21 protein-coding genes, 1 tRNA gene and 4 pseudogenes are annotated in these 20,676 nt (G+C 63.7%); 18 read left to right on the top strand and 8 right to left on the bottom strand.

Going from position 1 to position 20,676, the window contains the following annotated elements:
* Positions 1-440 precede the first annotated feature (440 nt).
* Positions 441-1,718 (bottom strand): annotated as a pseudogene (locus IPF76_RS13940) (glutamate-5-semialdehyde dehydrogenase); the annotation flags it as partial.
* A gap of 392 nt (positions 1,719-2,110) precedes the next feature.
* Between IPF76_RS13940 and IPF76_RS20895 the strand changes: the two are divergent.
* The 4 genes from IPF76_RS20895 to IPF76_RS13915 all read left to right on the top strand — a co-directional run bounded on the left by IPF76_RS20895 (position 2,111) and on the right by IPF76_RS13915 (position 4,306).
* The gene (locus IPF76_RS20895) at positions 2,111-2,383 is read left to right on the top strand and encodes a hypothetical protein (protein ID WP_366499713.1); all 273 of its coding nucleotides are present in this window, start codon (positions 2,111-2,113) and stop codon (positions 2,381-2,383) included.
* A gap of 864 nt (positions 2,384-3,247) precedes the next feature.
* On the top strand, positions 3,248-3,709 hold the full coding sequence (locus tag IPF76_RS13925; protein WP_293845122.1) for a PhoD-like phosphatase N-terminal domain-containing protein: 462 nt from the start codon (positions 3,248-3,250) through the stop codon (positions 3,707-3,709).
* A 39-nt stretch (positions 3,710-3,748) separates the two neighbouring features.
* On the top strand, positions 3,749-4,081 hold the full coding sequence (locus IPF76_RS13920; RefSeq protein ID WP_293845119.1) for an alkaline phosphatase D family protein: 333 nt from the start codon (positions 3,749-3,751) through the stop codon (positions 4,079-4,081).
* Between the two features lie 42 nt (positions 4,082-4,123).
* Positions 4,124-4,306, top strand: a complete 183-nt coding sequence (locus IPF76_RS13915) for a hypothetical protein (RefSeq protein WP_293845116.1) — start codon at positions 4,124-4,126, stop codon at positions 4,304-4,306.
* A gap of 521 nt (positions 4,307-4,827) precedes the next feature.
* Here IPF76_RS13915 and IPF76_RS13910 read toward each other — a convergent pair.
* The gene (locus tag IPF76_RS13910) at positions 4,828-5,319 is read right to left on the bottom strand and encodes a hypothetical protein (protein WP_293845114.1); all 492 of its coding nucleotides are present in this window, start codon (positions 5,317-5,319) and stop codon (positions 4,828-4,830) included.
* A gap of 471 nt (positions 5,320-5,790) precedes the next feature.
* Here IPF76_RS13910 and purC point away from each other — a divergent pair, with 471 nt between their 5' ends.
* From purC to IPF76_RS13870, 8 genes are all read left to right on the top strand, one after another.
* Positions 5,791-6,609, top strand: coding sequence for a phosphoribosylaminoimidazolesuccinocarboxamide synthase (gene purC, locus IPF76_RS13905; protein ID WP_293845111.1), 819 nt, complete (start codon positions 5,791-5,793; stop codon positions 6,607-6,609).
* A 58-nt stretch (positions 6,610-6,667) separates the two neighbouring features.
* Positions 6,668-6,904: a hypothetical protein gene (locus IPF76_RS13900; RefSeq protein WP_293845108.1), complete on the top strand. Its 237-nt coding sequence runs from the start codon at positions 6,668-6,670 to the stop codon at positions 6,902-6,904.
* 380 nt (positions 6,905-7,284) lie between these two features.
* A complete protein-coding gene (locus IPF76_RS20890; protein WP_366499710.1) occupies positions 7,285-7,632 on the top strand; it encodes a diguanylate cyclase in 348 nt (115 codons plus the stop codon).
* 197 nt (positions 7,633-7,829) lie between these two features.
* Positions 7,830-8,564 (top strand): insulinase family protein, encoded by a 735-nt coding sequence (locus tag IPF76_RS13890; protein ID WP_293845102.1) that lies wholly within the window; start codon positions 7,830-7,832, stop codon positions 8,562-8,564.
* Positions 8,521-9,105 (top strand): insulinase family protein, encoded by a 585-nt coding sequence (locus IPF76_RS13885; RefSeq protein WP_293845100.1) that lies wholly within the window; start codon positions 8,521-8,523, stop codon positions 9,103-9,105. The genes IPF76_RS13890 and IPF76_RS13885 overlap by 44 nt, the downstream gene beginning before the upstream one ends.
* Positions 9,106-9,232: 127 nt before the next feature.
* The gene (locus IPF76_RS13880) at positions 9,233-9,727 is read left to right on the top strand and encodes a hypothetical protein (protein WP_293845097.1); all 495 of its coding nucleotides are present in this window, start codon (positions 9,233-9,235) and stop codon (positions 9,725-9,727) included.
* Positions 9,705-10,124 carry a hypothetical protein gene (locus tag IPF76_RS13875; RefSeq protein WP_293845095.1) on the top strand — a complete coding sequence of 140 codons (420 nt, stop codon included), beginning with the start codon at positions 9,705-9,707 and terminating at the stop codon, positions 10,122-10,124. The genes IPF76_RS13880 and IPF76_RS13875 overlap by 23 nt, the downstream gene beginning before the upstream one ends.
* 403 nt (positions 10,125-10,527) lie before the next feature.
* Complete coding sequence (locus IPF76_RS13870) at positions 10,528-10,704, top strand: hypothetical protein (protein WP_293845092.1); 177 nt, start codon at positions 10,528-10,530, stop codon at positions 10,702-10,704.
* A gap of 299 nt (positions 10,705-11,003) precedes the next feature.
* On the opposite strand, the gene IPF76_RS13865 is transcribed toward IPF76_RS13870, so the two are convergent.
* From IPF76_RS13865 to IPF76_RS13855, 3 genes and pseudogenes are all read right to left on the bottom strand, one after another.
* Positions 11,004-11,333, bottom strand: coding sequence for a hypothetical protein (locus IPF76_RS13865; RefSeq protein ID WP_293845089.1), 330 nt, complete (start codon positions 11,331-11,333; stop codon positions 11,004-11,006).
* A gap of 234 nt (positions 11,334-11,567) precedes the next feature.
* Positions 11,568-11,990: pseudogene (gene bfr, locus IPF76_RS13860) on the bottom strand (bacterioferritin); the annotation flags it as partial.
* A gap of 150 nt (positions 11,991-12,140) precedes the next feature.
* Entirely contained in the window at positions 12,141-12,314 is a 174-nt protein-coding gene (locus IPF76_RS13855; RefSeq protein ID WP_293845136.1) for a (2Fe-2S)-binding protein, read from the bottom strand.
* 183 nt (positions 12,315-12,497) lie between these two features.
* Between IPF76_RS13855 and purS the strand changes: the two are divergent.
* Positions 12,498-12,723 (top strand): annotated as a pseudogene (gene purS, locus IPF76_RS13850) (phosphoribosylformylglycinamidine synthase subunit PurS); the annotation flags it as partial.
* Positions 12,697-13,399 (top strand): annotated as a pseudogene (gene purQ, locus IPF76_RS13845) (phosphoribosylformylglycinamidine synthase subunit PurQ). The pseudogenes purS and purQ, both read left to right, overlap by 27 nt.
* Here the strand turns inward: purQ and IPF76_RS13840 are convergent.
* Positions 13,361-13,753, bottom strand: a complete 393-nt coding sequence (locus IPF76_RS13840; RefSeq protein ID WP_293845086.1) for a hypothetical protein — start codon at positions 13,751-13,753, stop codon at positions 13,361-13,363. The pseudogene purQ and the gene IPF76_RS13840 sit on opposite strands and share 39 nt — an antisense overlap.
* Positions 13,754-13,824: 71 nt before the next feature.
* Positions 13,825-14,385: a VUT family protein gene (locus IPF76_RS13835; RefSeq protein ID WP_293845084.1), complete on the bottom strand. Its 561-nt coding sequence runs from the start codon at positions 14,383-14,385 to the stop codon at positions 13,825-13,827.
* Positions 14,386-14,597: 212 nt separating this feature from the next.
* On the opposite strand from IPF76_RS13835, the gene IPF76_RS13830 reads away from it, so the two are divergent.
* Positions 14,598-14,674, top strand: a tRNA-Arg gene (locus IPF76_RS13830).
* A gap of 409 nt (positions 14,675-15,083) precedes the next feature.
* On the opposite strand, the gene IPF76_RS13825 is transcribed toward IPF76_RS13830, so the two are convergent.
* Entirely contained in the window at positions 15,084-16,328 is a 1,245-nt protein-coding gene (locus IPF76_RS13825; protein WP_293845081.1) for a recombinase family protein, read from the bottom strand.
* Positions 16,329-16,971: 643 nt separating this feature from the next.
* Between IPF76_RS13825 and IPF76_RS13820 the strand changes: the two genes are divergently transcribed.
* The 3 genes from IPF76_RS13820 (at position 16,972) to IPF76_RS13810 (ending at position 20,669) form a co-directional block, all read left to right on the top strand.
* Entirely contained in the window at positions 16,972-17,817 is an 846-nt protein-coding gene (locus tag IPF76_RS13820; RefSeq protein ID WP_293845078.1) for an AAA family ATPase, read from the top strand.
* A gap of 73 nt (positions 17,818-17,890) precedes the next feature.
* The gene (locus IPF76_RS13815; protein WP_293845075.1) at positions 17,891-18,175 is read left to right on the top strand and encodes a hypothetical protein; all 285 of its coding nucleotides are present in this window, start codon (positions 17,891-17,893) and stop codon (positions 18,173-18,175) included.
* 124 nt (positions 18,176-18,299) lie between these two features.
* Positions 18,300-20,669, top strand: a complete 2,370-nt coding sequence (locus IPF76_RS13810) for a S8 family peptidase (protein WP_293845072.1) — start codon at positions 18,300-18,302, stop codon at positions 20,667-20,669.
* The last annotated feature ends 7 nt before the right edge of the window (positions 20,670-20,676 follow it).

Here is a 20,676-nt window from a genome sequence, read left to right as displayed (position 1 = left end):
GCATCGATTGCATTCAGGCCTGATCGCGCGATGCCCGCCATGCGCGGGATTGAAAACTGCCGCGAGAGGCCGGTGGGGATCATTCGAGAATGATTTCACCACTCTGATATGGCCGATGATCGCTTGGTAGAAGGCGAGCAATTCTTCCGCCGGGATCAATATTCTTGATGTGCGCGTCCGCCCGCTTGCTCGACCTTATAGCCGGCGAGATAGTCGGTCGAGACGTCGAACTCGGTCACAAAGCCGGATCCCGACGCAGGGACGTTCCAGTCACGCGATCGTCACCGCATAATCGAACGTGGTGACCGGATAGAAGATCGGTTGGTCAGGCAGCCTTGGCGGGAATTCCCGCCCGGGCTGGCGGCGATCAGCGCGGATTCATGGGGCCGACGGGACGCCACAGGCGTTTGGATTTCCGTCAAGGCCGGACCTGACCCGATGCCGCGCTGAAGCCATTTATATGTCGTGAGCCCTTCGAGCGCGACCGGGCCACGCAGGCGTGGAGGCGACCCGTGGCGATGCCGATTTCGGCGCCGAGGCCCGAATTCGCCGCCGTCGGCGAACTGCGTCGAGGCATTGTGCATGAGCGATCGCGCTGTCGACTTCGGCGAGGAAGCGTTCGGCGGTCGCGGCATCCTCCGGTAACGATCGCGTCGGTGTGGCGGCTCGAATGCGCGTCGATATGTGCGGAAGCGCGCCGTCGAGGAACCATCGACCCAGCCCAGCGATCGAGACGATCGCGTCGGATTATTCGCAGTCCCAGTCGGCGGTCGACGCAGCTTCGACATGCGAGCTCAATACCATGATGGCTTTGTCGCCGCGCGCCCCGCAGCCAGCTGCGACCAGCGCATCGATGATCGCCAGCGGTGCGGGATAGGCGCAGTTGACCAGGATCACATCTCCAGTCGCGCCGCAGACGCCAGTGCGGCGGATCTTGGCGTTCACGGCCGGGTCGATCGCCTTTGCCCGGATCGGCCGCGCCGTCGATAAAGAGGTGGTTGATCCCGTCGAGATGCGCGAGCACAGGCACGCGCGCCTCGTCCTGGACGCGCGCGACAAGGCGCTGCCGCCGCGGATGATGATGTCGATCGGCCCGCGCGCGCGCAGCGTCGCACCGACCGCGGCGCGATCACGCATGGGTACGGGATTGCACCGCATCGGCGGGCAGAGTCGGCATCGACCAGCCCGCCGCGAATGCCACGTGGATCGCACCCGGTTGAATGGACCGCCTCGCTGCCGCCGCGCGGGATCCCGGCGTTGCCCGACATCAGCCCGAGCGCCGCAGCATCGGCGGCGGTCACATTGGGGTGGCTTTCATGGATGTTACCGACGACGCCGAGAGCGGCACGCGCACGCGGCACTGAGCACCAACCCGTTGGGCCGCGTCCCGCAGTCGATTTCGGCACGTGAAGGGTCGAGGGGCGCAGCAACCGCGTCGATGGCATCAGCGCTCCCGGCCAGGCGGCCCGCATCGAGCCGCAACCGGTCGAGCATCGCGCCCGGCCGGCCGATTTGTCCTTCCTGCGAAGTCATATCCTCTGCATTGGCGGCCAGAATTACGGTCGCCCGGGCGCAGATCTGTGCCGCCGCCGCAGCCAGCCCGGCGGCCTTGTCCACCATCGCCTTCGGCGCGAGCTGTTTCGCGGCGGCGCGCGCTGCGCGCGCCATGTATCGACGATCAGGGCGGGGCGTCGCCGGGCATCGGCGGGGCGGGTCAGGGAGCTTGAGCGTTCGCGCGGCCGCCACTATCACGTTTGTGGTGAGATCCGTTGCGCCCTTCCTCGCGCGCCTTTAGGCCGGGCGCCATAGGCGGGGATATCAAGGCATCAGGGCGGCGGTCACCGCCGGTCTGGCAGGACATGCGGTCCAGATCGCGCCACGCTGGCGGCGCAGACCCGGGTCACGCGCCGCTGCGCTGCCCTTAATTGCAGCACCAGTCTTGCCGGGTCGCATTGTCATTATTGCGGCCAGCGCGCCGACGTGCATCGCAGTTTAGGCGCGATCGGACACGATCTGGTTCACGCGATCTTTCATTTCGCCCGCAAGATCTGGAGCCACGCTGCCGCGCTGCTCGCGTGGCGGCCCGGTGATCTGACGCGCCGCTACATCCATGGCGAACGCGCGCGTTCATCTCGCCGCTTGCGCTGTTCCTGTTCGCGGTTTTCCTCACCTATGCCCGTGCTGGCCGTCGTCGAGTAGCGGCGGCGGGGTCGGCGAGGGGATCGCCAAGGCGGCAGCCGAGCAGACGCGCTCGAACGCGCTCAAGGAAAGTTTCGAGAAGAGGTCAAGCTGCGTCGACGCGCGCCTCGCAACAAAGGATCTGAAGCCAGCCGAGCGGATGCTGCTCGGCGAGGGAGTACGCAACGCTTCTCAAAAGCGCTGACTATCTCGGTGTCGCGCGCAGCCTCAGCAAGGAGGAGCGCGCGACGAGAGGCCACCGGTGCTCGACGATCCCTCTACAGGCAGATGATGACCGGCATCGAAAGTTTCTCTCGCGCACCAAGGTCAAACCACCGGCGTCACTTCGCTCGACCATGGGCTGGAGAAGGCGATCGCGAACCCGGCGCTCGTGCTCTACAAATTGCAGGCGAATGCCTATAAAAATTCGCATGGGCGCTGGTCCCGTTCATCGCTGCCCTTCATGTGGCTGCTCTTTCCGTTCAACCGCCGCTTTCACACGTACGACCATTTCGTCTTCGTCACTTATTCGATCAGCTTCACATGCCGCTGCGGGTTGTCGCCGTGCGATTGTTTCAACCCTGATATTCGGCGATGCCCCGAAAGCATTTCGCGATGCTTTATGTGCCTTTCCATATGTACCCAGCAACTGCTAGGCACTTATCATTAGTCGCGGTTCGGCGCCTGCTCGCGCGACTTGTTGCTGCTCTTTTTCAGCTCTCGTATGCGGTCATCATGTTCATGCTGCTGCTGCTCGCCATGGGCGTGCTGGGATAGCCGCGCCAGATCATTAACAAAGGCAAGACTAAAGAAACCGGGTTGGACGAGAGGGGAGTTGCGATGCACCAGCTTTGGGGCAGGTGGACCGGCGCCTGCTGATCAAGCTCGGCACCGCGGGGCTCGCGGCGGTGTCGCTGCCCGGCGCGGCGCTTCGAACATGGCACAGGGCTTCACCCCGCCCCAGCGTCCGCGAGCGGCGAGCCGGGGGCCAATTCGATGCTGCTGTGTGGACGCTACGCCGCGGCGAACGACAGCGCCTTGACCGTCAGGCATCCCGAAAGCGCCGATTTTGGACGCGTCGCTGGAAACGGCAACGCGTCATCACGCCGAGGGCGAACGCGATCATTGCGCGAAAATCGTCGTCGACGGCCTTCAACCCGGCCGCTGGTATTTCCATCGCTTCATCGCCCCCGACGGCACCAGATCGGTGACCGGCCGGACGCAGACGTTGCCCACCAGCCCGGCGAGCGCCTTCACCATCGCGCTCTTCTCCTGCTCGAACCTGCCGTTCGGCTGGTTCAATGCCTATGTACATGCCGCCGCCGGAACGACATCGACCTCGTCGCGCGCATCGGCGACTATCTCTATGAATAGGGGTCGGCCATTATCCCGCGCTGCAAGACACGTTGCCTGGCCGCGATATCCAGCCGACGCAGGAAGATTGTCGCGCTTTCGCGGACTATCGACTCCGCTACGCCGCCTATCACCCAGCGATCCCGATTTGCAGCGGTTGCCCAGCTGTTCAAAGTGATCATGCAATGGGACGAAACCATGAATTCGCGAACGACGTGTGGAAAGGCGGCGCCGGGAATCTAATGAAGGCAGGGGCGAATGGCGCGCGCGTGAAGCCGCCGCCGAGCGCGCGCATGGCGAATGGATGCCCGCCGCCGACGCGCGCTGGCGCCGGTATCAGGCAGGGGACCTGGCGACGATCTTCCTGCCCGAAACGCGGATCACCGCGCGCGACCAGCCGTTCGGGCTGGGCGAAAGTTCTACGAGGCAAGCGCGACGTTGCCTGGACCTGAAACAATTCGCCGAGAGTGATTACCGCGGCCCCGCGCGGCGGTTGATGGGCGCCGAGCAGGAGGGTGCGGCTGTTCTGACGGCCTGGACCGTTCGGTGAAAGCGGAACGCGCTGGCCGGAATACACGCGCAGCGAATCGTGGTGGGCAACCTGTTCACGCCATCCAGATCGCGCAATTGGTTCGACGCCGACCAACCCGACTATGTGAAGCGCCGCGTCGAGGTGTCGCAGCTGGCGGCAAAGGCGGGGCTGCCAATCGACATGGACAGCTGGGACGGCTATCCGGCGGCGCTCGCGCCTGCTCGCGGCAGCGCGCGAAGCTGACGCCGATCTCGTCACCTTCATCGGGCGACAACCATAACGCCTGGGCGTTCGACCTGTCGCACGACGGGCGCCCGGCGGAGATCGAGGTCAGCGGGCACAGCGTCACCTCGCCGGGGTATGGAAGCCTATACGAAAGGCATTTCCGACGCGGCGCGTGTATCGGCGCTGCGTGCGTCCTCGCCCCGGCTTGCATGGGCCAACACATAGAATCGGGGTTATGTTCCCAGTGCAGCTGACGCGCAGGCGGGTCACCGCGAACTGGCACAATCTTGAAACGATCCACCAGCCATACGCCGGCCGCTCGAAACGCACAGCATGACGGCGGCGCGTGGGCAACGGAGATATATTGCCAACTTAGCTGGCGCGGCGCCGCATCCTCGAATTCGGCGAACCAGGGATAGTCGTTCGCGACGCTGACAGTGAAGTTGGCGGGGCGCTTTTCGAGAAAGCTCGACACCCCTCGGCGGCGTCGGCGCTGCGTCCGCGGGCGAAGATCGCGCAGCTGTCCCAGCGGTGCGCGCTCATGGGGTGCGGCGCACCGAGCATGCGCCACAGCATGTGGCGAGTGAACGCGACCGATACCGGGGCGCTGTGATCAGTCCCAACTCGCGCGACTTGGCGATCGCGGCGTCGATAGCAGCTCGTGGCTTGTGGACCGATTGGACGGGCCCCCTTTTCGTGTGCTTCGGCGGCGTCGATCGGGCGGCCCGAATAGCGCCAGTCGACTGCATTCTGGATGCCGACGAGGCGGGGCAGGAACCAGCTCGGCGCCGCTTCCGGGCACGATCCCGCGGCGCGAAGACGAAGCCGTAGCGCGCGGTCGCCATGGCGGGCGAGCGTCCATCGACAGCGTCATCGTATCGTTTGCCGATACCCACCGCGGCGCCGTTGATCGCTCCCAATACCGGCTTTTTGCGGTCGAAGATCCGCATCGACTGCGCCCACCCGAGATCGCAGATCAGCAGGTGCGACCAGTCGATCGTGCCGTCTTCGCTGACCGGGCTTGCCGACATGCCATCGGGCAGGATCGCCAGCTTGTCCGTTGCGCTTGTCGCGAATCCGAAGGTGGCGGCACCTGGCCCAGATCGGCGCCGGCGCAATAAACGCAGTCGCCCGATCGGTGAAGATCACCGCGCGGACGCCGTCGTCGGCGTCCCACTCGTCGAGCGCCGCGGCGATTTCTAGCATCATTTCGGTCGTGAAAGGCGTTCATCCGGTCGGGGCGGTGCAACGTCAGCGGCGCGATGCCCTCATGCTTGTCGCGAGAGCAGATCTGGTCGAAGCTCATCTGTCTCGCGGCTTCGTTCATCGTTGCAAGCGACACGGGGAGAGTGCTGGCTCTAGTTGACGTAAACGTAAGGAGGTGGCCGCGATGCCGGGATGACGCGCCGACCTTTGCCACTATAGGCCCCATCGCCCCGGCGCCGCGCCTCCATCTGAGTCGCTTTGCCGGGGTCATTCATTGGTTCGACGAAGTTTGCGCCATGTCCCGTCGCCGCCAGATCTACGAAGGCAAGGCCAAGATCCTCTACGAAGGGCCCGAGCCTGGCACCCTGATCCAGTATTTCAAGGACGACGCCACCGCGTTCAACGCCCAGAAGAAGGGCACGATCCAGGGCAAGGGCGTGATCAACAACCGCATCAGCGAGTTCGTGTTCACCCGGCTCAACCACATCGGCGTGCCCAACCACTTCATCCGCCGGCTGAACATGCGCGAGCAGCTGGTCCGCCAGGTGGAAATCGTGCCGATCGAAGTGGTGGTGCGCAATGTCGCGGCGGGCTCGATCTCCAAGCGCCTCGGCATCCCCGAGGGCGAACCGCTGCCGCACACGCTGATCGAATACTATTACAAGGACGATGCGCTGGGCGATCCGATGATCGCGGAAGAGCACATCGCCTGCTTTGGCTGGGCCAACAACGATGAGATGCAGTACATCTCGTCGATGGCGATCCGGGTGAACGATTTCCTGTGCGGCATGTTCGCGGCGATCAACATCCGCCTGGTCGATTTCAAGCTGGAATTCGGCCGCATCTGGGACGGCGATTACAGCCGCGTGATCCTGGCCGACGAGATCAGCCCCGACAGCTGCCGCCTGTGGGACATGACCACCGGCGAAAAGCTCGACAAGGACCGCTTCCGCCGCGACCTCGGCGGTGAGGAAGAAGCCTATCAGGAAGTCGCGCGCCGGCTTGGCCGCCGCTGCCGAGGCGGCGATAATGCCGTCAACCGATCTCGAAAGCCATCGGAAAAAAGGGCAGCTGATCGGCCGGATTGCCGGGCGGGGCCGCTTGGCTGGGGTTGATTTACCGTCAGGTTGTTAGGCCGTCGTAATCGCGGGGGGTCTTTAACAGGAGTTGATCATGCGGATTTTCCGCCGGTGCCGGAGAATCCGGGACGATGTCGCGATACTGCGCGCCAATCGCATCGAGACGCTGACCCCGATGCTCTTCCTGATGCTCGCGGCGACGACTTATCTGCGATTTATGCGGGGTCGCGGCGGTTCGTCGGCAGTTCGCATCGGTTTTCCGGTGATCCTCGCCGCTGTTGGCATCCTCGGTTTCCCTGTTCCTCATGCACAATCGCGGCCGCAAGAATGAGCCCCCGCGCTGCGTCAACCACGCCTGATCCGGAGGCCAGCTGACTGTCGGGCATCACGGCGCTGATGTGCAGCGTCTGGACGGTGACCAGCTGGCTTGCTGCGCCTGCGGCGCCTTTTAGCTAATTATGCGATGATCATGGCGATGGGGTCGCTCGCGACTGCCTGATTGCCTGTCGTCGATCCAGTTTGCGGCGTTCGTGAACCTTGGGGTCGGACTGGGTCCCGTTCGCTGTTGATGCGGACGTCAGGGCGCTCGCCCGAAATTGCGGCTGGCACCAGTCTGGTCATCGCGACTCTGTTCCTGCTCCGTGTGGTGATCCAGCAGCATGACCGGGTGATCGGCCTGCTCGAATTGCAGCGCCAGATGCGCGGGCTCGCGTGCACCGGCCGCTCACTGGGCTGGCCAATCAGCGTGAATTCGACCTTTGTCTCGACCGAGGAAATCGCGGCCGCGGGCGCCGGCAACCATTTCTTCATCGCGTTGCTCGATCTCAATGGGTTTTCAAACCGGTCAATGATGCGCATGGGCATGCCGTCAGTGACCTGCTGCTGTGCGAAATTGCCGAGCGGCTGCGCGGGGCGTGCGGCCGGCATGCCGTCGTCGCGAGGCAGGGTGGCGACGAATTAGCAATCCTGGCGCCAGCGGATCGCGGCTGCTCGAAACCTCTCTCGCCGACCACATTCTTTCAGCGCTCGCCGCGCCCTATCGCATCGACGGTCGTCTGATCCGCGTGAACGCCAGCATCGGCGCCGCGTCCTGGCCCGGAAGCATGGGCATATGGCACGCGATCTCTGCGAGGTCGCCGACGCAGCGCTTTGTGCCGCAAAGGCGGCCGATCGCCGCCAGACGTCGTCGTTCCAAAGCATCAGGTGGGTCGCATAACCAGCGCTTGACCGGCCGCGGGGTGGCCACACCGTTGGGCGTGACCAAATCCTTTGTCGGCGTGTTTCGGCCGCGCTGCTCGCCCCTCGTCCTGCTGATCGCGACCGCCGCACCGGCCTTGCCCGCGGTACGGCGCGCCACCCTGCGACCACCAGCCGCCAATCCGCAAACCGAGGCCGGGGAAAGCGTGGAACTTCGCCGCCAGCGATGTGCCGGTCGATCGAACATCGTCTTTGGCGTGCTGCCCAGCAGGATGAAATATGCGCTGCTGGCGAACAGCGCGCCCAAGGACAGCGTCGTCCTGCGGATGCGGTTCGACGTCGGCAGCTTTGCCGAGGCCGAGGACCGGCGTGGGCTGGCCCGTTTCCTCGAACATATGGCGTTCAACGGATCGACCAACGTGCCCGAAGGCGAGATGATCAAGCTGCTCGAACGCAAAGGGCTGGCGTTCGGCGCCGATACCAATGCGTCGACAGGCTTTGACGAGACGATCTATCAGCTCGACCTGCCCAATGCTTCGGACGATCTGATCGACACCGGGCTGATGCTGATGCGAGAGACCGGTGGAGAGCTCGCGATCGATCCGACTGCGGTCGATCGCGAACGCGGCATCATCCTGTCCGAACGTCGCGCCCGCGACACCTATCAGCTGCGCCAATCTGATCGACCAGCTCGATTTCCAGATGCGGGAGATGAAGGTTGCGAGCCGCCTGCCGGTGGGCACCGAAGAGGTGATAAAGACTGCGCCAGCAACGCGGCTGCGCGACCTGTATGATCTCTACTACCGGCCGGAGCGGGCGACACTGGTGATGGTCGGCGATTTCGATCCTGCGGCGGTCGAGGCTAAGATCAAGGCGCGTTTCGGCGACTGGAAGGGCGCGGTGCCGCCGGCGCCAATCCTGACATCGGCACGATCGATTATCAGCGCGCCGCGGCGCCGACGATTTCATCGATCCCGCGATCCAGGATCGGTCACCCTCGCGGCCTTCAAACCGTGGGTCGACGAAGCCGATACCAAAGGCGAAGCGCGGCGCAGCCTTGCCGAGGATGTCGGCGAAGCGATCGTCAGCCGCCGTCTGGCGAAGCTTGCGCTCAACGAGGATCGCCGATCTTGGGCGGTTATTTCCGGTGAAGCGGCGGGCTGGAAGGTCTTCGATCAGGTCACCGTCGGAGCGGTCACTAAGGGCGCGTGGCGAAGCGCTGGCGCTGATCGAGCAGGAGCAGCGCCGCGCTATCGAGCGGCTTCACTCAGCCGAAGTTGCCGAGCAACTGGCGACGCGGCGTACTGCGCTGCGCCAATGCGGTTGCCGGGGTGACGACGCGGCGCAGCGATGCGCTCGCCGACGCTGATTGCCGCGGCGAAGGGCGATTTCGTTTTTGCCCGCCCTGAAACGTCGCAGGCGTTGTTTGAGGCGACCGCACCATCGCTCAGCGCCGCGGCGCTTGTACCCGCGGCGTTCCGCAAGCGAATGGAGGCTTCGGTGCGCCGCTCGCGCGGGTTTCGGCGAAAAGCCGATCGACAGCGGCACCGACGCGATCCTCGCCGCGTTGCGCAGCTCGGCCCAGGTTGCGGTAGCGGCGCCGACAGAAGCTGCCAATGCGGCCTTCGCCTATGACAATTTCGGCACCCCGGGACGAATCGTCAGCGACGATCGGATCGAGGATCTCGGTATTCGCCGGGTCCGCTTCGCAAACAATGTCATGCTCAACATCAAGAAAACCGATTTTCAGAAAGACCGCGTGATGCTGTCGCTGCGTGTCGATAGCGGCAATCTGCTCGCGACGCGGAACGATCCGACGAAGGTGTCGCTGGCGGGATCACTGATGCTGGGCGGGCTCGAGGCGCATAGCCTCGACGAACTGCGTTCGATCCTCGCGGGCAAGACGGTCAGCCCCGGTTTCGGCAATGCCACCGATGCGTTTGGCGGCGGCGCGTGACCTCGCCCGAAGATTTTGGGCTACAGGCGAAGTTGATGGCGGCGTTTCTGACCCACCCGGCTATCGCCCCGACGGGCTTGCGCTGATCCGCCGCGTGCTGCCGCAGCAATATGCCGCGAATGATGCGACCCCTGCGGCGGTGATCGGCCGCGACGCGAGGGCATTCTGGTCAACGACGACCCGCGCTCGCGAGACCCCGCCGCTCGCCAAGCTGATGACGCTCGACTGGGCGCAGCTGAAACCGGTGTTGGCCGACGGCTTTGCAAAGGGCGCGATCGAGATCGGCGTCGTCAGGGACATCGACGAGCAGGCGGCGATCGATGCGATCGCGGCGTCCTTTCGCGCATTGCCCGAACGCCGTGCCGCCTTTAATTCGCCGCGAGGCGCGGGTGCGTAATTTGCGGCTGACCGCAGCGAGGCGGACGCTGATCCACAAGGGGCCGGCCGAGCAGGCCGAGCTTCGCGTCTACTGGCCCGCGCGCGACGACAGCAACCTGAGCGAAGCGATGCGGCTCAACCTGCTTGCGCGCGTCATGCAATTGAAGCTGACCGAGGAATTGCGCGAAGCTCGGGGAAAGCTACGGTCCCGGCGCGGCCGCCAGCCTGTCGGACGAATTTCCGGGCTACGGCCATCTCTTCGCCGCAAGCAATGTCGATCACAAGGATCTGGCGACAACGCGCGCCGCTATCTTTGCGATCGCCAAGGAGCTGCGCGACGCCCCCGTCGATGCCGACCTGCTCGACCGCGCGCACAAGCCGCTGGTCGAAGCGATGACCAAATCGCGGCGTGAAAACGCCTATTGGTTGAACTATGTCGCCGAGGCGACGAGCCAGACCGATCGCCTGGACCGCGGCCGCAGGGGATTGGCGAAGTCGAAGCCGCGACGCCGGCAGAGTTGCGGCTGCTGGCCAGGCGCTATCTGGTCGACGACAAGGCGCTCGTGATCAAGGCGGTGAGCGACAAGGTTGGCAAGTAGGGGCGAGCCTCAGCTAACGACCGATGCTGCCGTTTATCATTCCCATCGCTGCGCGACGGAGGATATTCGCCTTATCGTCATCGCGGACTTGATCCGGGATCCATAGCTGCGCTGTCGCCGTGGATCCCGGATCAAGTCCGATGATTCGAACTTCTCAGACGGTCGGTTTCCTACTCATAACGGCAATGGGTAATCTCCCATTTTTGCTATGCTAGATCCGCTCCGGCTTTTGCGCACGGATGAAATTCTCCAGCGCGGCGAAGATCATCTCGCGCGCGTCGCCGCCAGCATCTCGGCGGTCAGCAAAGTCGAACTGGCCGGTCGCGCTGCGCCGCAGCGCTCACCATCGCCGCAAGCAGCGCCTCGTCAGAAACTGATGCGCGGGCAGCAGGGCGGGGCGACGACAAAGGGGTCCGGCCAGACGCGAAGACCGATCCTTCGACCACGAGGCGATAGCGCCGCGCAGCCAGGATGTTGCCCCAGCGCCGTTCGAGTTCGGGGATCGGGTCGCGCTCGCTGCGGCGGCGCGGGGATGCAGTAACGGGCGCGAGAACCGCCTGTGCGGCTTCGACCGAGAGATCGCGCACCCGGGTTGCTCGCTCAATTGGCGGATCAGCGCTGCTTTGCATGATGGTGTCGTCCTCCCGGTCCAAGTGGTCCGCCTCTTCCGGTTCGAAAGGATGCCGGCCGCTTTGAAGCGCATCTTTAAGATGCGGCGGCCGGCAGGAGGGACTGCCTCATCTTGCTATTGAGAAACAGTTGCAAATACAAGCAAAAAGAGGCGCTCGGAAGCGCCCCTCAGATCCGTCGATGTTGCCCGATCCGTCATCCCGGCGAAAGCCGGATGACGAAGATCCGATCTCTTCGCCCGACGGCTTCGACTGCAGCTGAATATAATTCTCGATCCCCATCCGCTCGATCATCTCGAACTGCTTTTCCAGCTCGTCGACATGATGTTCTTCGCTGGCCAGGATCGACCCGAAAGAGGTCGCGGCTGACATAATCGCGCACGCTTTCGCTGTGCGCCATCGCGTCCTAGAGCAGCGGGATCGCCTCTTCCTCGAGCGCGAGATCGGCCTTCAGGATTTCCTCGACGGTCTCGCCGACGCGAAGCCGACCGAGCATCTGGAAATTGGGCGGGCCGCCGAGAAAGAGGATGCGATCAACAAGCTGGTCGGCATGCTTCATCTCGTCGATCGACTCTTCGCGTTCGAACTTGGCGAGGCGCGCGACGCCCAATTGTCGAGCATGCGATAGTGCAACCAATATTGGTTGATGGCGGTCAGCTCGTTCTTGACGCCTCGTTAAGAAAATCGATGACCTTTTCCGTCGCCCTTCATGGTGTCGTTCCTGCCATTTTGTCTCGGGAATCAGGATAGGCGCGTTATAAGCGCGGGCCCCATCAAGCAAGGTCAAAATGGCGAAAACCAAGAAAATCAGGCGGTGGCGGCGACTGCGCTGATGATAATGCAGGCGAAAGGCGGGCACTGGCCGCACTTGGGTTTGCGGCCCAATTGTGCGTAAGCTGCCTTGGCACAGCGCAACTGGCCATCGCGCGCGACATCGCGCAGCTGGCTTTCTCTTATTGCGTTGCAGACACAGACGACCATGTGCAGATCCTTCTCAGCAACCATGATGTAGGGATAGTGCGGGGATTCGCAACAGGAAAGATGCGACTGGTTCGCAATTCGAACAGTGACATTTTTAGGCTGCGCAACCCCTTGCCCGGAAGTTGATTCGCGGGCATAGGCGCGCCCATCCTCCCGCACCCCCGCTTACAAAGGTCGACGCCCATGAAAGTGAATGTCTATGTGACACTCAAGCCGGGAGTTCTGGATCCGCAGGGCAAAGGCGATCCACCATGCCCTCGAAGGGCTGGGCTTCGGCAGCGTCGCCGACGTCCGCGCCAGACGTTTCATCGAACTCGACGTCGCCGACCAGGACAAACGATGCGATCTCGATGCGATGTGCGCCAAGCTGCTCGCCAATATGGTGATCGAAAACTACCGCATCGAGCGCCCTAAAGACCATAGCCGCAAGACCGCCGTTATCGTCGTCTTTCCGGGCTCAACTGCGACCGCGACATGGCCGTCGCGCTAAGACGGGTCACTGGTGGCGCGCCCGCGATGGTGTGGCACCGCGACACTGACCTGCCCGATGGCGCCGAGTTCATCGCGCTGCCCGGCGGTTTTCTATGGCGACTATTTGCGTTTCGGGCGCAATGGCGGCGCGCTCGCCGATCCTGCGCGCGGTCGCCGATGCCGCAGGCCGCGGCGTCCCGGTGCTCGGCGTGTCGCAGCGGTTTCCAGGTGCTGACCGAAGCGCAGTTGCTGGCGCGCTGATGCGCAACGCCGGGTTGAACTGTCTGCCGCCCCGTGCCGCTGGGGTCGAAAACAGCCAGTCGCTGTTCACCGCGAGCTATAACGCTGGTGAAGAAATCAACATTCCGGTCGCGCATCACGACGGCAATTATTTCGCCGACGCCGCAACGCTCGACCGCATCGAAGGCGACGGGCGCGTCGCCTTTCGCTACGCTGACAGCGTCAACGGCTCGGCGCGCGATATCGCAGGGGTACTGAACGACGCCGGCAATGTGCTGGGCATGATGCCGCACCCCGAGCGCGCGATCGACCGCGCGCATGGCGGCACCGACGGGCTACGCCTGTTCGAGGCGGCCCTCGGCGTCCTCGCCTGACAAATCGGTCGGCGCGTCGACCGCGGACTTCGCTTTCGGCTGAAGCCAGCGCCCGATGACAAGCAGCACTGTGGGCCAGAACATCGTATTCCAGATGTCGTGCCAATGCGCCGCATCGGGCTGGATCGTCGAGCGACTATGTTCGGCGGTCATGTCGAGCCATTCGCCACCGCAGGCCATCGCCAGCACCGCAAACCATGCGACAAGCCAACCGCCGCGCCACCGCCATGCGGGCCGGACGGCAAGAAACAGCGCTAGCCCGAAATAGATGTGCAACGCATCGCCTAAGCCGCTCGCTTCGATGATCGAAAGTTTCCGTTCCTCGAACAGCGAGGCGATTTCAATCAATGTCATGGATCAAACCTTGGCAGCGAATGGCGTAAAGTCGGTGCCTTCGTCGAACACATCGACACCTTCGCGGCGTTTCAACGCGCCCACGACCAGATAAGTTGCGGGGTTAACGCTGCTTCCCAAGCGACCTTCATCGCCCAGTTCGTCGCCATAACCAGCAGCACCTGCTCGGTTTCCCAGATACCGAGGAAGGCGATGGGGTAAAGATCAGACTGTCGATCCCTGGCCGACGATCGTTGATCCGATCGTGCGCATCCACAGAAGCGCCCGCCCGTCGCGACCTTCATCCGCGCCAGGACGTAGCTGTTGACGAACTCACCGGCCCAGAACGCGACGATCGACGCGAGGACGATACGCCACGCGCTGCCGAATACGCTGTCATAGGTCGCCTGGCACACCGCGCCGCTGCCACTGGCCTCGCCGGCTTTCAGCGTCAGCGCCTCGGTCCCGCTGCACCACCAGTCTGGCGCGGGGGGCATGGCGAGCACGACCCAGCTCATGACCGCCATGAATATCAGCGGCCCGAAATCGGCCCAGATCACCCTGCGCGCCCGGGCATAGCCATAGACTTCGGTCAGCACGTCGCCGATGACGTAGCTCATCAGGAAAAACAGGATGCCTGCGCCAAAGGTCAACCGCCAACCATCGACAGCTTCGACGCGCCGATCATGTTGCTGAGCAGCAGCACCGCGACGAAAGCGGCCATCACGAGGTCGTAATGGCGAAAGTGCTTAACACTCGACGCGCTGACAAGCGCGGGTCGGTGGAAGGAGCGTCGGATTCGGACATCGGCACGCTGCTTAACCCGCTTTGCAGCCCGCGCAAACCACGCTATTCGCGCAGCCGGGCGCCCGTAGCTCAGCTGGATAGAGCGTCGGACTTCGAATCCGCAGGCCGCAGGTTCGAATCCTGCCGGGCGCGCCATTTCGGTTCAAAGGCACGAACGCCTAGCACCGCCGCCTCTACGCCAGAGGCGGCGGTTAGCGTTCGGAGCAGTTCGCTCCGCAGACCACGGATGCGGACCTCCTTCCGGCTCACCACTTCGACCCGCTGCGCTACCGCCCGAACCTGGTCGCGGGCGAACGTCCCGTCGTCGTTCCGCAGCTTCTTGCGCAGCGCGGTCGCAAAGGCGCGCAGGCTGTCCGGCGTGATCGCCGGACCGATCTTCACGATATGCGCCAGCGCGCGTTCGGCATCGCCCTTGGCCTGATCGCGAGTCGCGGTCAGCTCGGCGATGCGATCCTTGAGCGACGAATCGTTCACGTCGATGACGCCGTTCTCGATCGCATCATAGAGTCGCTTGAGCTTCGCTTCGGCCTCGGTCGCCCGCCGCTCAAGATCGGCGACGCTCGCGGCGCTGGTTCACCCATTCGTCGCGGCGTTCGAGGATCTGATCCATCAGAGCTTCGAGCCGCGCCGGGTCGAGCAGCCGCGCTTCGAGATGATCGACCACCGCCTCATTGAGCCGGTCCATCGGCACGGTGATGCCCGGACAGCCGGTCGCACCCTGCCGCGCCTTCGTCGAGCAGGTGTAATAGCGATACTCGCGGCCGACGCTGCTAGTGCCCGTGCGCAGCGTCATCGCGCCGCCGCAGCACGCGCAGAAGCAGATGCCGGTGAGCAGCGTCGGGCCGCCCACCGCCATTGGCGCCATCATCTTGGGGCTGCGCGCCCAGAGCGAGCGTTGCACGGCCTCGAACTCGGCTTCCGACACGATCGCCGGCACTTCCATGACGGCGTGCTCGCTCTCCGGCTTCGGTGTCTTCGTCTTGTGATCGCGGGTGTTGAAGCGGTGCTGGCCGACATAGGTCGTGCGGGTGAGAACCTGATGCACCGCGCCCAAGCCCCAGCGCCCGCCATCGCGAGTGCGGATGTTGTTCTCGTTGAGCCAGATGGCGATCGACTTGAGGCCCATCGGCCCTTTGTTATCGACGCCGTTGAGCGCCATGCGGTAGATGCGCCGCACTGTCTCGGCCTGGAGCGGGTCGATTTCCAGCTTCTTCTTGATCTTCGCGCCACGCTCGCCTGCCGCAACCACGCGATAGCCGATCGGCGCCCGCGCGCCGTTCCAGAAGCCTTGGCGGGCGTTCTCCTTCATCGCCCGCAGCGTATGCTTGCCATTCTCCTTCGACTGGTATTCGTCGAACAGCGTCATGATCTGACGCATCATCACGCTCATCGGATCATCACCCAAGTCCTGCGTGATCGAGACGAGCTTCACCCCGTTCTTCGCCAGCTTGCGGACGTAGAACTCGAACTGGAACTGGTCGCGGAAGAACCGCGAGAAGCTGTGGACGAGGATGACGTTGAATGCCGGTGGCTTGACCATCGCCGCGTCGATCATCGCCTGAAACGCCGGCCGGCGATCGTCGGTGGCGGTGTTACCCGGCTCGACGAACTCAGCCGCGACCTCCCAGCCGCGCGACAGGCAATAGCCTTCGATTTGGCGGCGCTGGTCGGGAATCGACAGGTCGCTCTCGGCCTGGCGGCCGGTGGAAACCCGCAGGTAGAGCGCGGCGCGGGCGGTGGCCACGACCGGCGCCTCATCCTCATCTCGTCGCAGGGCGGCGCTGGTCATGACGCTTCACTCCTCACTTCACGGCAACGGTCCGAACAGCTTGTCCAGCTCGTGTCGCATATGGCCTTCGACCGCGCAGCTCGGCGTCGCCGATCGGAACCTGCTCCGGCCAGTCGTCGGTGACGACAATCGGCCCGTCATCCTCGCGCGGCCGGCGCGAAGCCCGGCGCGGCGCGACGCGGTTGGTGTAGTCATGCAGGTCATCCGGGCATTCGGCCCAGCGACGAGGCGTGCGGCGACGGACTTTGCGAGGAAGGGCCATCTCGGCACGCTGCCGCGTGTCCACACCTCGCACAAATGCTTCATCGCGGCGTAGCGCAGATAGGGACGTGGGGCGGCGGGCGTCATGCTTCGCCCCACGGATCGACCACCGTGGTCCGCCAATCGACGAAATCGCGGGCATTGCGAGTCGCCCGCCGCGCTCCACACGATCGTAACGATCTGTTTGTCGACCAAGCATCGATCGGTCGCACGATCCCCCGGTGTTCTGCCAGCACCATATCTCATCCTCCTTGCAGCGGCCGGTTGGCACCATGCACCACAACGCCTCACATTCGCACCATACACCTATTGATATGCAACGCAAAGCCATATACATGCATCATACTGGCGTGATCGTGCAACGCGCCACTGGGAATCGCTTATGGACCATTTCTCGATCATCCAAGCCCTCTGTCGCGCGGCAATGGCCGACGCTTCACCCGCTCTGCGCAAGCAGGTCGAGCGACTTCGTGACGCGCTGGCTAAGGATGGGGAATCCAAGCAGTCCGCCGCTCTGACCAGCATCCTCACGACCGCCGATCGGACGAAGGAGCTTTCGCCGAGCCGGATCGAGCGGTCCAAAGCGCAGCTCTCTGGTGAGACGCTGACACGGAACACGCCTGTTCCGGTCGACCGAGAGACAGCCGCGCCGTTGGCGGAGATTCTCTTTCCGGCGGACATTCAACCGACCGCGCCGCTCTTCAACACGACCGTCAGTAACGCCATTGAGACCATTATCGAAGAATGGGCCAACTTCGACGCACTGTCGGAAATCGACATTCGGCCTTCCAAGACCTGTCTTATTTACGGTGCTCCGGGGACGGGAAAGACCAGGCTTGCGCTTTGGATCGCGCAACAGCTCGATCTTCCCGTCGTGCTGGTGAAGCTGGACGGGCTCGTATCGTCGTTCCTCGGCACGACCGCACGCAATATCGGGAACCTGTTCGCCTTCGCGAACCGCCACCGCTGCATCCTTCTGCTCGACGAGTTCGATGCGATCGCGAAAGTTCGGGACGATCCGCAGGAAGTTGGCGAGATCAAGCGCGTCGTGAACGCGCTTCGCAGAATCTCGATACGCGCCGCGATGTCGGCTTCACGATCGGCATCACCAATCACCCGAAACTCTTGGACACGGCCGTCTGGCGGCGTTTCGAGGTTCAGCTTGAGATTCCCAAGCCCGACTTCGAGATGCGAAAGGCGATCGCCGCGCATTTCATGCCGCCGGTAAAAGCCCCGGACATCCATTTGCGCCTGATCGCATGGTTCACCGAGGCTCGACCGGCGCTGAGATCGAGTCTCTCGTGCGCACCTATAAGAAGGCCACCACCGTTCGCGAGGAGGACAAGCGCGGGCTACTCGATACGCTCCGCCAATTCGCCACGCTGAACGCGGCTCGGGTGCAAAGTGAACGCCGCGCGCTGCTGTTCGACGATTCCAGCAATCTATTTCGGGCCATGCGAGATGATCCGATCCTCGGCTTCTCGATGGCCGACATCGGCGAGATTGCCGGCAAAGATAAATCGACGGTCAGCCGTCAACTCGGCCGAGCGGCCAAGTCTGGTGATGGGGAGACGCTAAATGGCTAGTCCCATTCAGATCGTCCTCAATCCTGAAAACTATGAGGAGGCGCGCGACGCTGGTGGCGGAGGCGGCCGGAAGGACTTTTTCGCTCACCGCGATGCCGAGTTCACCGCCCACCGCGCCGCGCTGATGAGCCAGGTCGACACGATTGCTGGCGTTCTCAGCGCCCAAGCACAAGGCGATGTCGGCTTCGTAAAGGTCATCCTTCGTCGCGAGGCTTGGGCCAAGAGCCATCGCCCGATCGCCAGCCTGTTTCGGCACGATCGCACTCCTGTCGTTGGCGCCGGAGATCTCGGGGTTATGCTCGTCGAAGCCCGACCCGGCACGCTCCGCCAGGTGGCCGCGGAGATCGCAAAGGCCGAAACCCACACAGAAATGCGCTTCAACGAGCAGAAGCAGAAGGACGAACCTTATCCGTCTGCCCGAAAGAGCGAGACCGGCGCCATTGACCGGATCGAACTCTATGGGCCGAGCGATCGGCGCAACTTCTCGGTCGATGAGGCTGTGGCGTGGCTCTCCAATCCGATGACCGGCAGCAGCTATCAGGTCGAACTGTTCGACAGCCCGCCGCCGCGCTCGGAGTGGGACCGCCTCGACCCGAGCCATCGGCGCCTTGTCGAGAGCTTCGTTGCCGGCTTCGCCGCGCTGGATCGCGGCCTCGCAGTCGAACGCTTGCCGAACCGTCGCCACAAACAGCCGATCCTCTCTGTCCGACTGGATCAGTCTGGAGATCAGCCGGTTCTACGGCTGAATGATGCCCCGGTCAGCGAGCGGCGGCGAGAGCTTGTCGCATTCAATCCAGACGTGAGTCGCCACGCCCGGCTGCTCGCCTTCCTTGACAGCCATCCGCTTGTGCGCCGGATCGAACTGCCAGGCATTGTCGTGCGGGCCGTCAGCACGCCTATCGTGCGCGCGCGGCCTGCCGATGTCACCATTCCCGCCCGCGACAGCCGCCGCAGTCATCCTCGGCTCGGGATCATCGACGGCGGAATCGGCGAAGCGCTGTCAGACTGGGTCATCGATCGGTGGGACGTTCTTGCGGAAGAAGATACCGACCTTGCGCATGGGACGTTCATCGGCGGATTGGCTGCGGTGGGAGGTGCGCTTAACGGCGCGGAAATTTGCCCTGAGCCCGACGGCGCGGAGCTGGTCGACGTCGCAGTCTTCCCGAACGAACGCAAAGCCGGAGCCTTCGCCTCCTATTATCCTGATGGCTTGCCGCAATTCTTCGATGAAATGGAGACAGCCATTTCGGACGCCCGCGCTCGACATGGGGTGCGCGTGTTCAACATGAGCCTGAATATTCTTCAGCCGGCGGCGCCAGATCGTTACAGTCCCCACGCAGCGCGGCTCGATCAGATCGCTGAGAGCAACAACGCGATCGTTTTCATTTCGGCCGGCAACATACAGCAGCAAGACCTTCGCCCCGAATGGCCTGCCGATGCCACGGCCGCGCTCGCCAACCTCGCCACCGCCCGCAACGATGGTCTGCTTACGCCGGCCGAGAGCGCGCGCAATGTCGCTGTGGCGGCTCTAAACCCGCCCGGCCATGACGGGTGCCTTCCATTCGCACCGACGCGCTACAGCCGACGTGGCCCGGGACTTCGCGCTGGCGTCAAGCCCGACTTGGCGCACATCGGTGGCGCGGGTTCCCAGCACCCTGAACTCGGCCACGGGCTTTTCTCGATCTTGCCGGATGGGATCATCGTCGATGGCTGCGGGACTAGCTATGCCGCGCCCCTTGCAGCGAAGACGGCCGCTGTCCTGGATCACGCCATTGAGGGTGAGGTCTCGCGTGAAACCCTGATCGGCCTGCTCGTTCATCATGCCGAAATGCCGACTCCTTTGCAGGTCAAGGCACTCGCGCCGATCGCCAAGCATATGGCGGGGTTCGGAATGCCGCCTTCGGCCGACCGCATCCTAGAAACGGGTGACCACACAATCACTCTCGTCTTCGCGTCGCGCATCCAACGGGACCAGCAAATCAACTTCCGTTTCCAGTGGCCGGCGTCGCTGGTCGGTCCCGGAGGCAAGTGCCGTGGCCGCGCGAAGATTACGCTCGTCTCCACGCCCCCGCTCGATGCCCGGTTCGGATCGGAGTTCGTGCGCGTCAACATTAACGCTGTCTTGCAGCAGGAACAGGCCAATGGCGGGTGGAAGGGGCGGCTTGAGCCGCTCTATCTCCCGTCACGGCGGGAGGCTCCTCCGATCGAGGCGGAGCGCATCGAGCACGATCTCAAATGGAGCCCGGTGAAGGTCTTGGCGAAAACCTTCCCGCAGGGAGTGGGTCCATCATCGAACTGGCGTCTCTTCGTCGAATATCTGACGCGGGCGGGCGAGATCATGCCCGAAGAAGGCGTGCCGTTTACGGTGATCGTGACCATCAGTGATCCCGACGCCGAACAGCCGGTGTTCAACGATATGCGTCAAAACCTTCAGGCCCTCGGCACCCAGATCGCCGACATCCGAACCGCAGCACGCATTACGCCGCGCGTGTAGTCGCCAG

It is taken from the genome of Sphingopyxis sp. (genome assembly GCF_016704835.1).
Classification (GTDB): Bacteria; Pseudomonadota; Alphaproteobacteria; order Sphingomonadales; family Sphingomonadaceae; genus Sphingopyxis.
The sequence above is the reverse complement of the archived record's forward strand: the minus strand, read 5'-3'. Positions and strand labels throughout refer to the sequence as shown.

Coding starts and splice junctions, on each gene's coding strand:
- IPF76_RS20895 (WP_366499713.1), top strand. CDS start 2,111: ATGGCGAACGCGCGCGTTCATCTCGCCGCTTGCGCTGTTCCTGTTCGC.
- IPF76_RS13865 (WP_293845089.1), bottom strand. CDS start 11,333: ATGCAAAGCAGCGCTGATCCGCCAATTGAGCGAGCAACCCGGGTGCGC.
- IPF76_RS13825 (WP_293845081.1), bottom strand. CDS start 16,328: ATGACCAGCGCCGCCCTGCGACGAGATGAGGATGAGGCGCCGGTCGTG.
- IPF76_RS13910 (WP_293845114.1), bottom strand. CDS start 5,319: ATGTCGGCAAGCCCGGTCAGCGAAGACGGCACGATCGACTGGTCGCAC.
- IPF76_RS13820 (WP_293845078.1), top strand. CDS start 16,972: ATGGACCATTTCTCGATCATCCAAGCCCTCTGTCGCGCGGCAATGGCC.
- IPF76_RS13855 (WP_293845136.1), bottom strand. CDS start 12,314: ATGGTCGTCTGTGTCTGCAACGCAATAAGAGAAAGCCAGCTGCGCGAT.
- IPF76_RS13810 (WP_293845072.1), top strand. CDS start 18,300: ATGAGCCAGGTCGACACGATTGCTGGCGTTCTCAGCGCCCAAGCACAA.
- IPF76_RS13900 (WP_293845108.1), top strand. CDS start 6,668: ATGCGGATTTTCCGCCGGTGCCGGAGAATCCGGGACGATGTCGCGATA.
- purC (WP_293845111.1), top strand. CDS start 5,791: ATGTCCCGTCGCCGCCAGATCTACGAAGGCAAGGCCAAGATCCTCTAC.
- IPF76_RS13840 (WP_293845086.1), bottom strand. CDS start 13,753: ATGACATTGATTGAAATCGCCTCGCTGTTCGAGGAACGGAAACTTTCG.
- IPF76_RS13875 (WP_293845095.1), top strand. CDS start 9,705: ATGCGTTTGGCGGCGGCGCGTGACCTCGCCCGAAGATTTTGGGCTACA.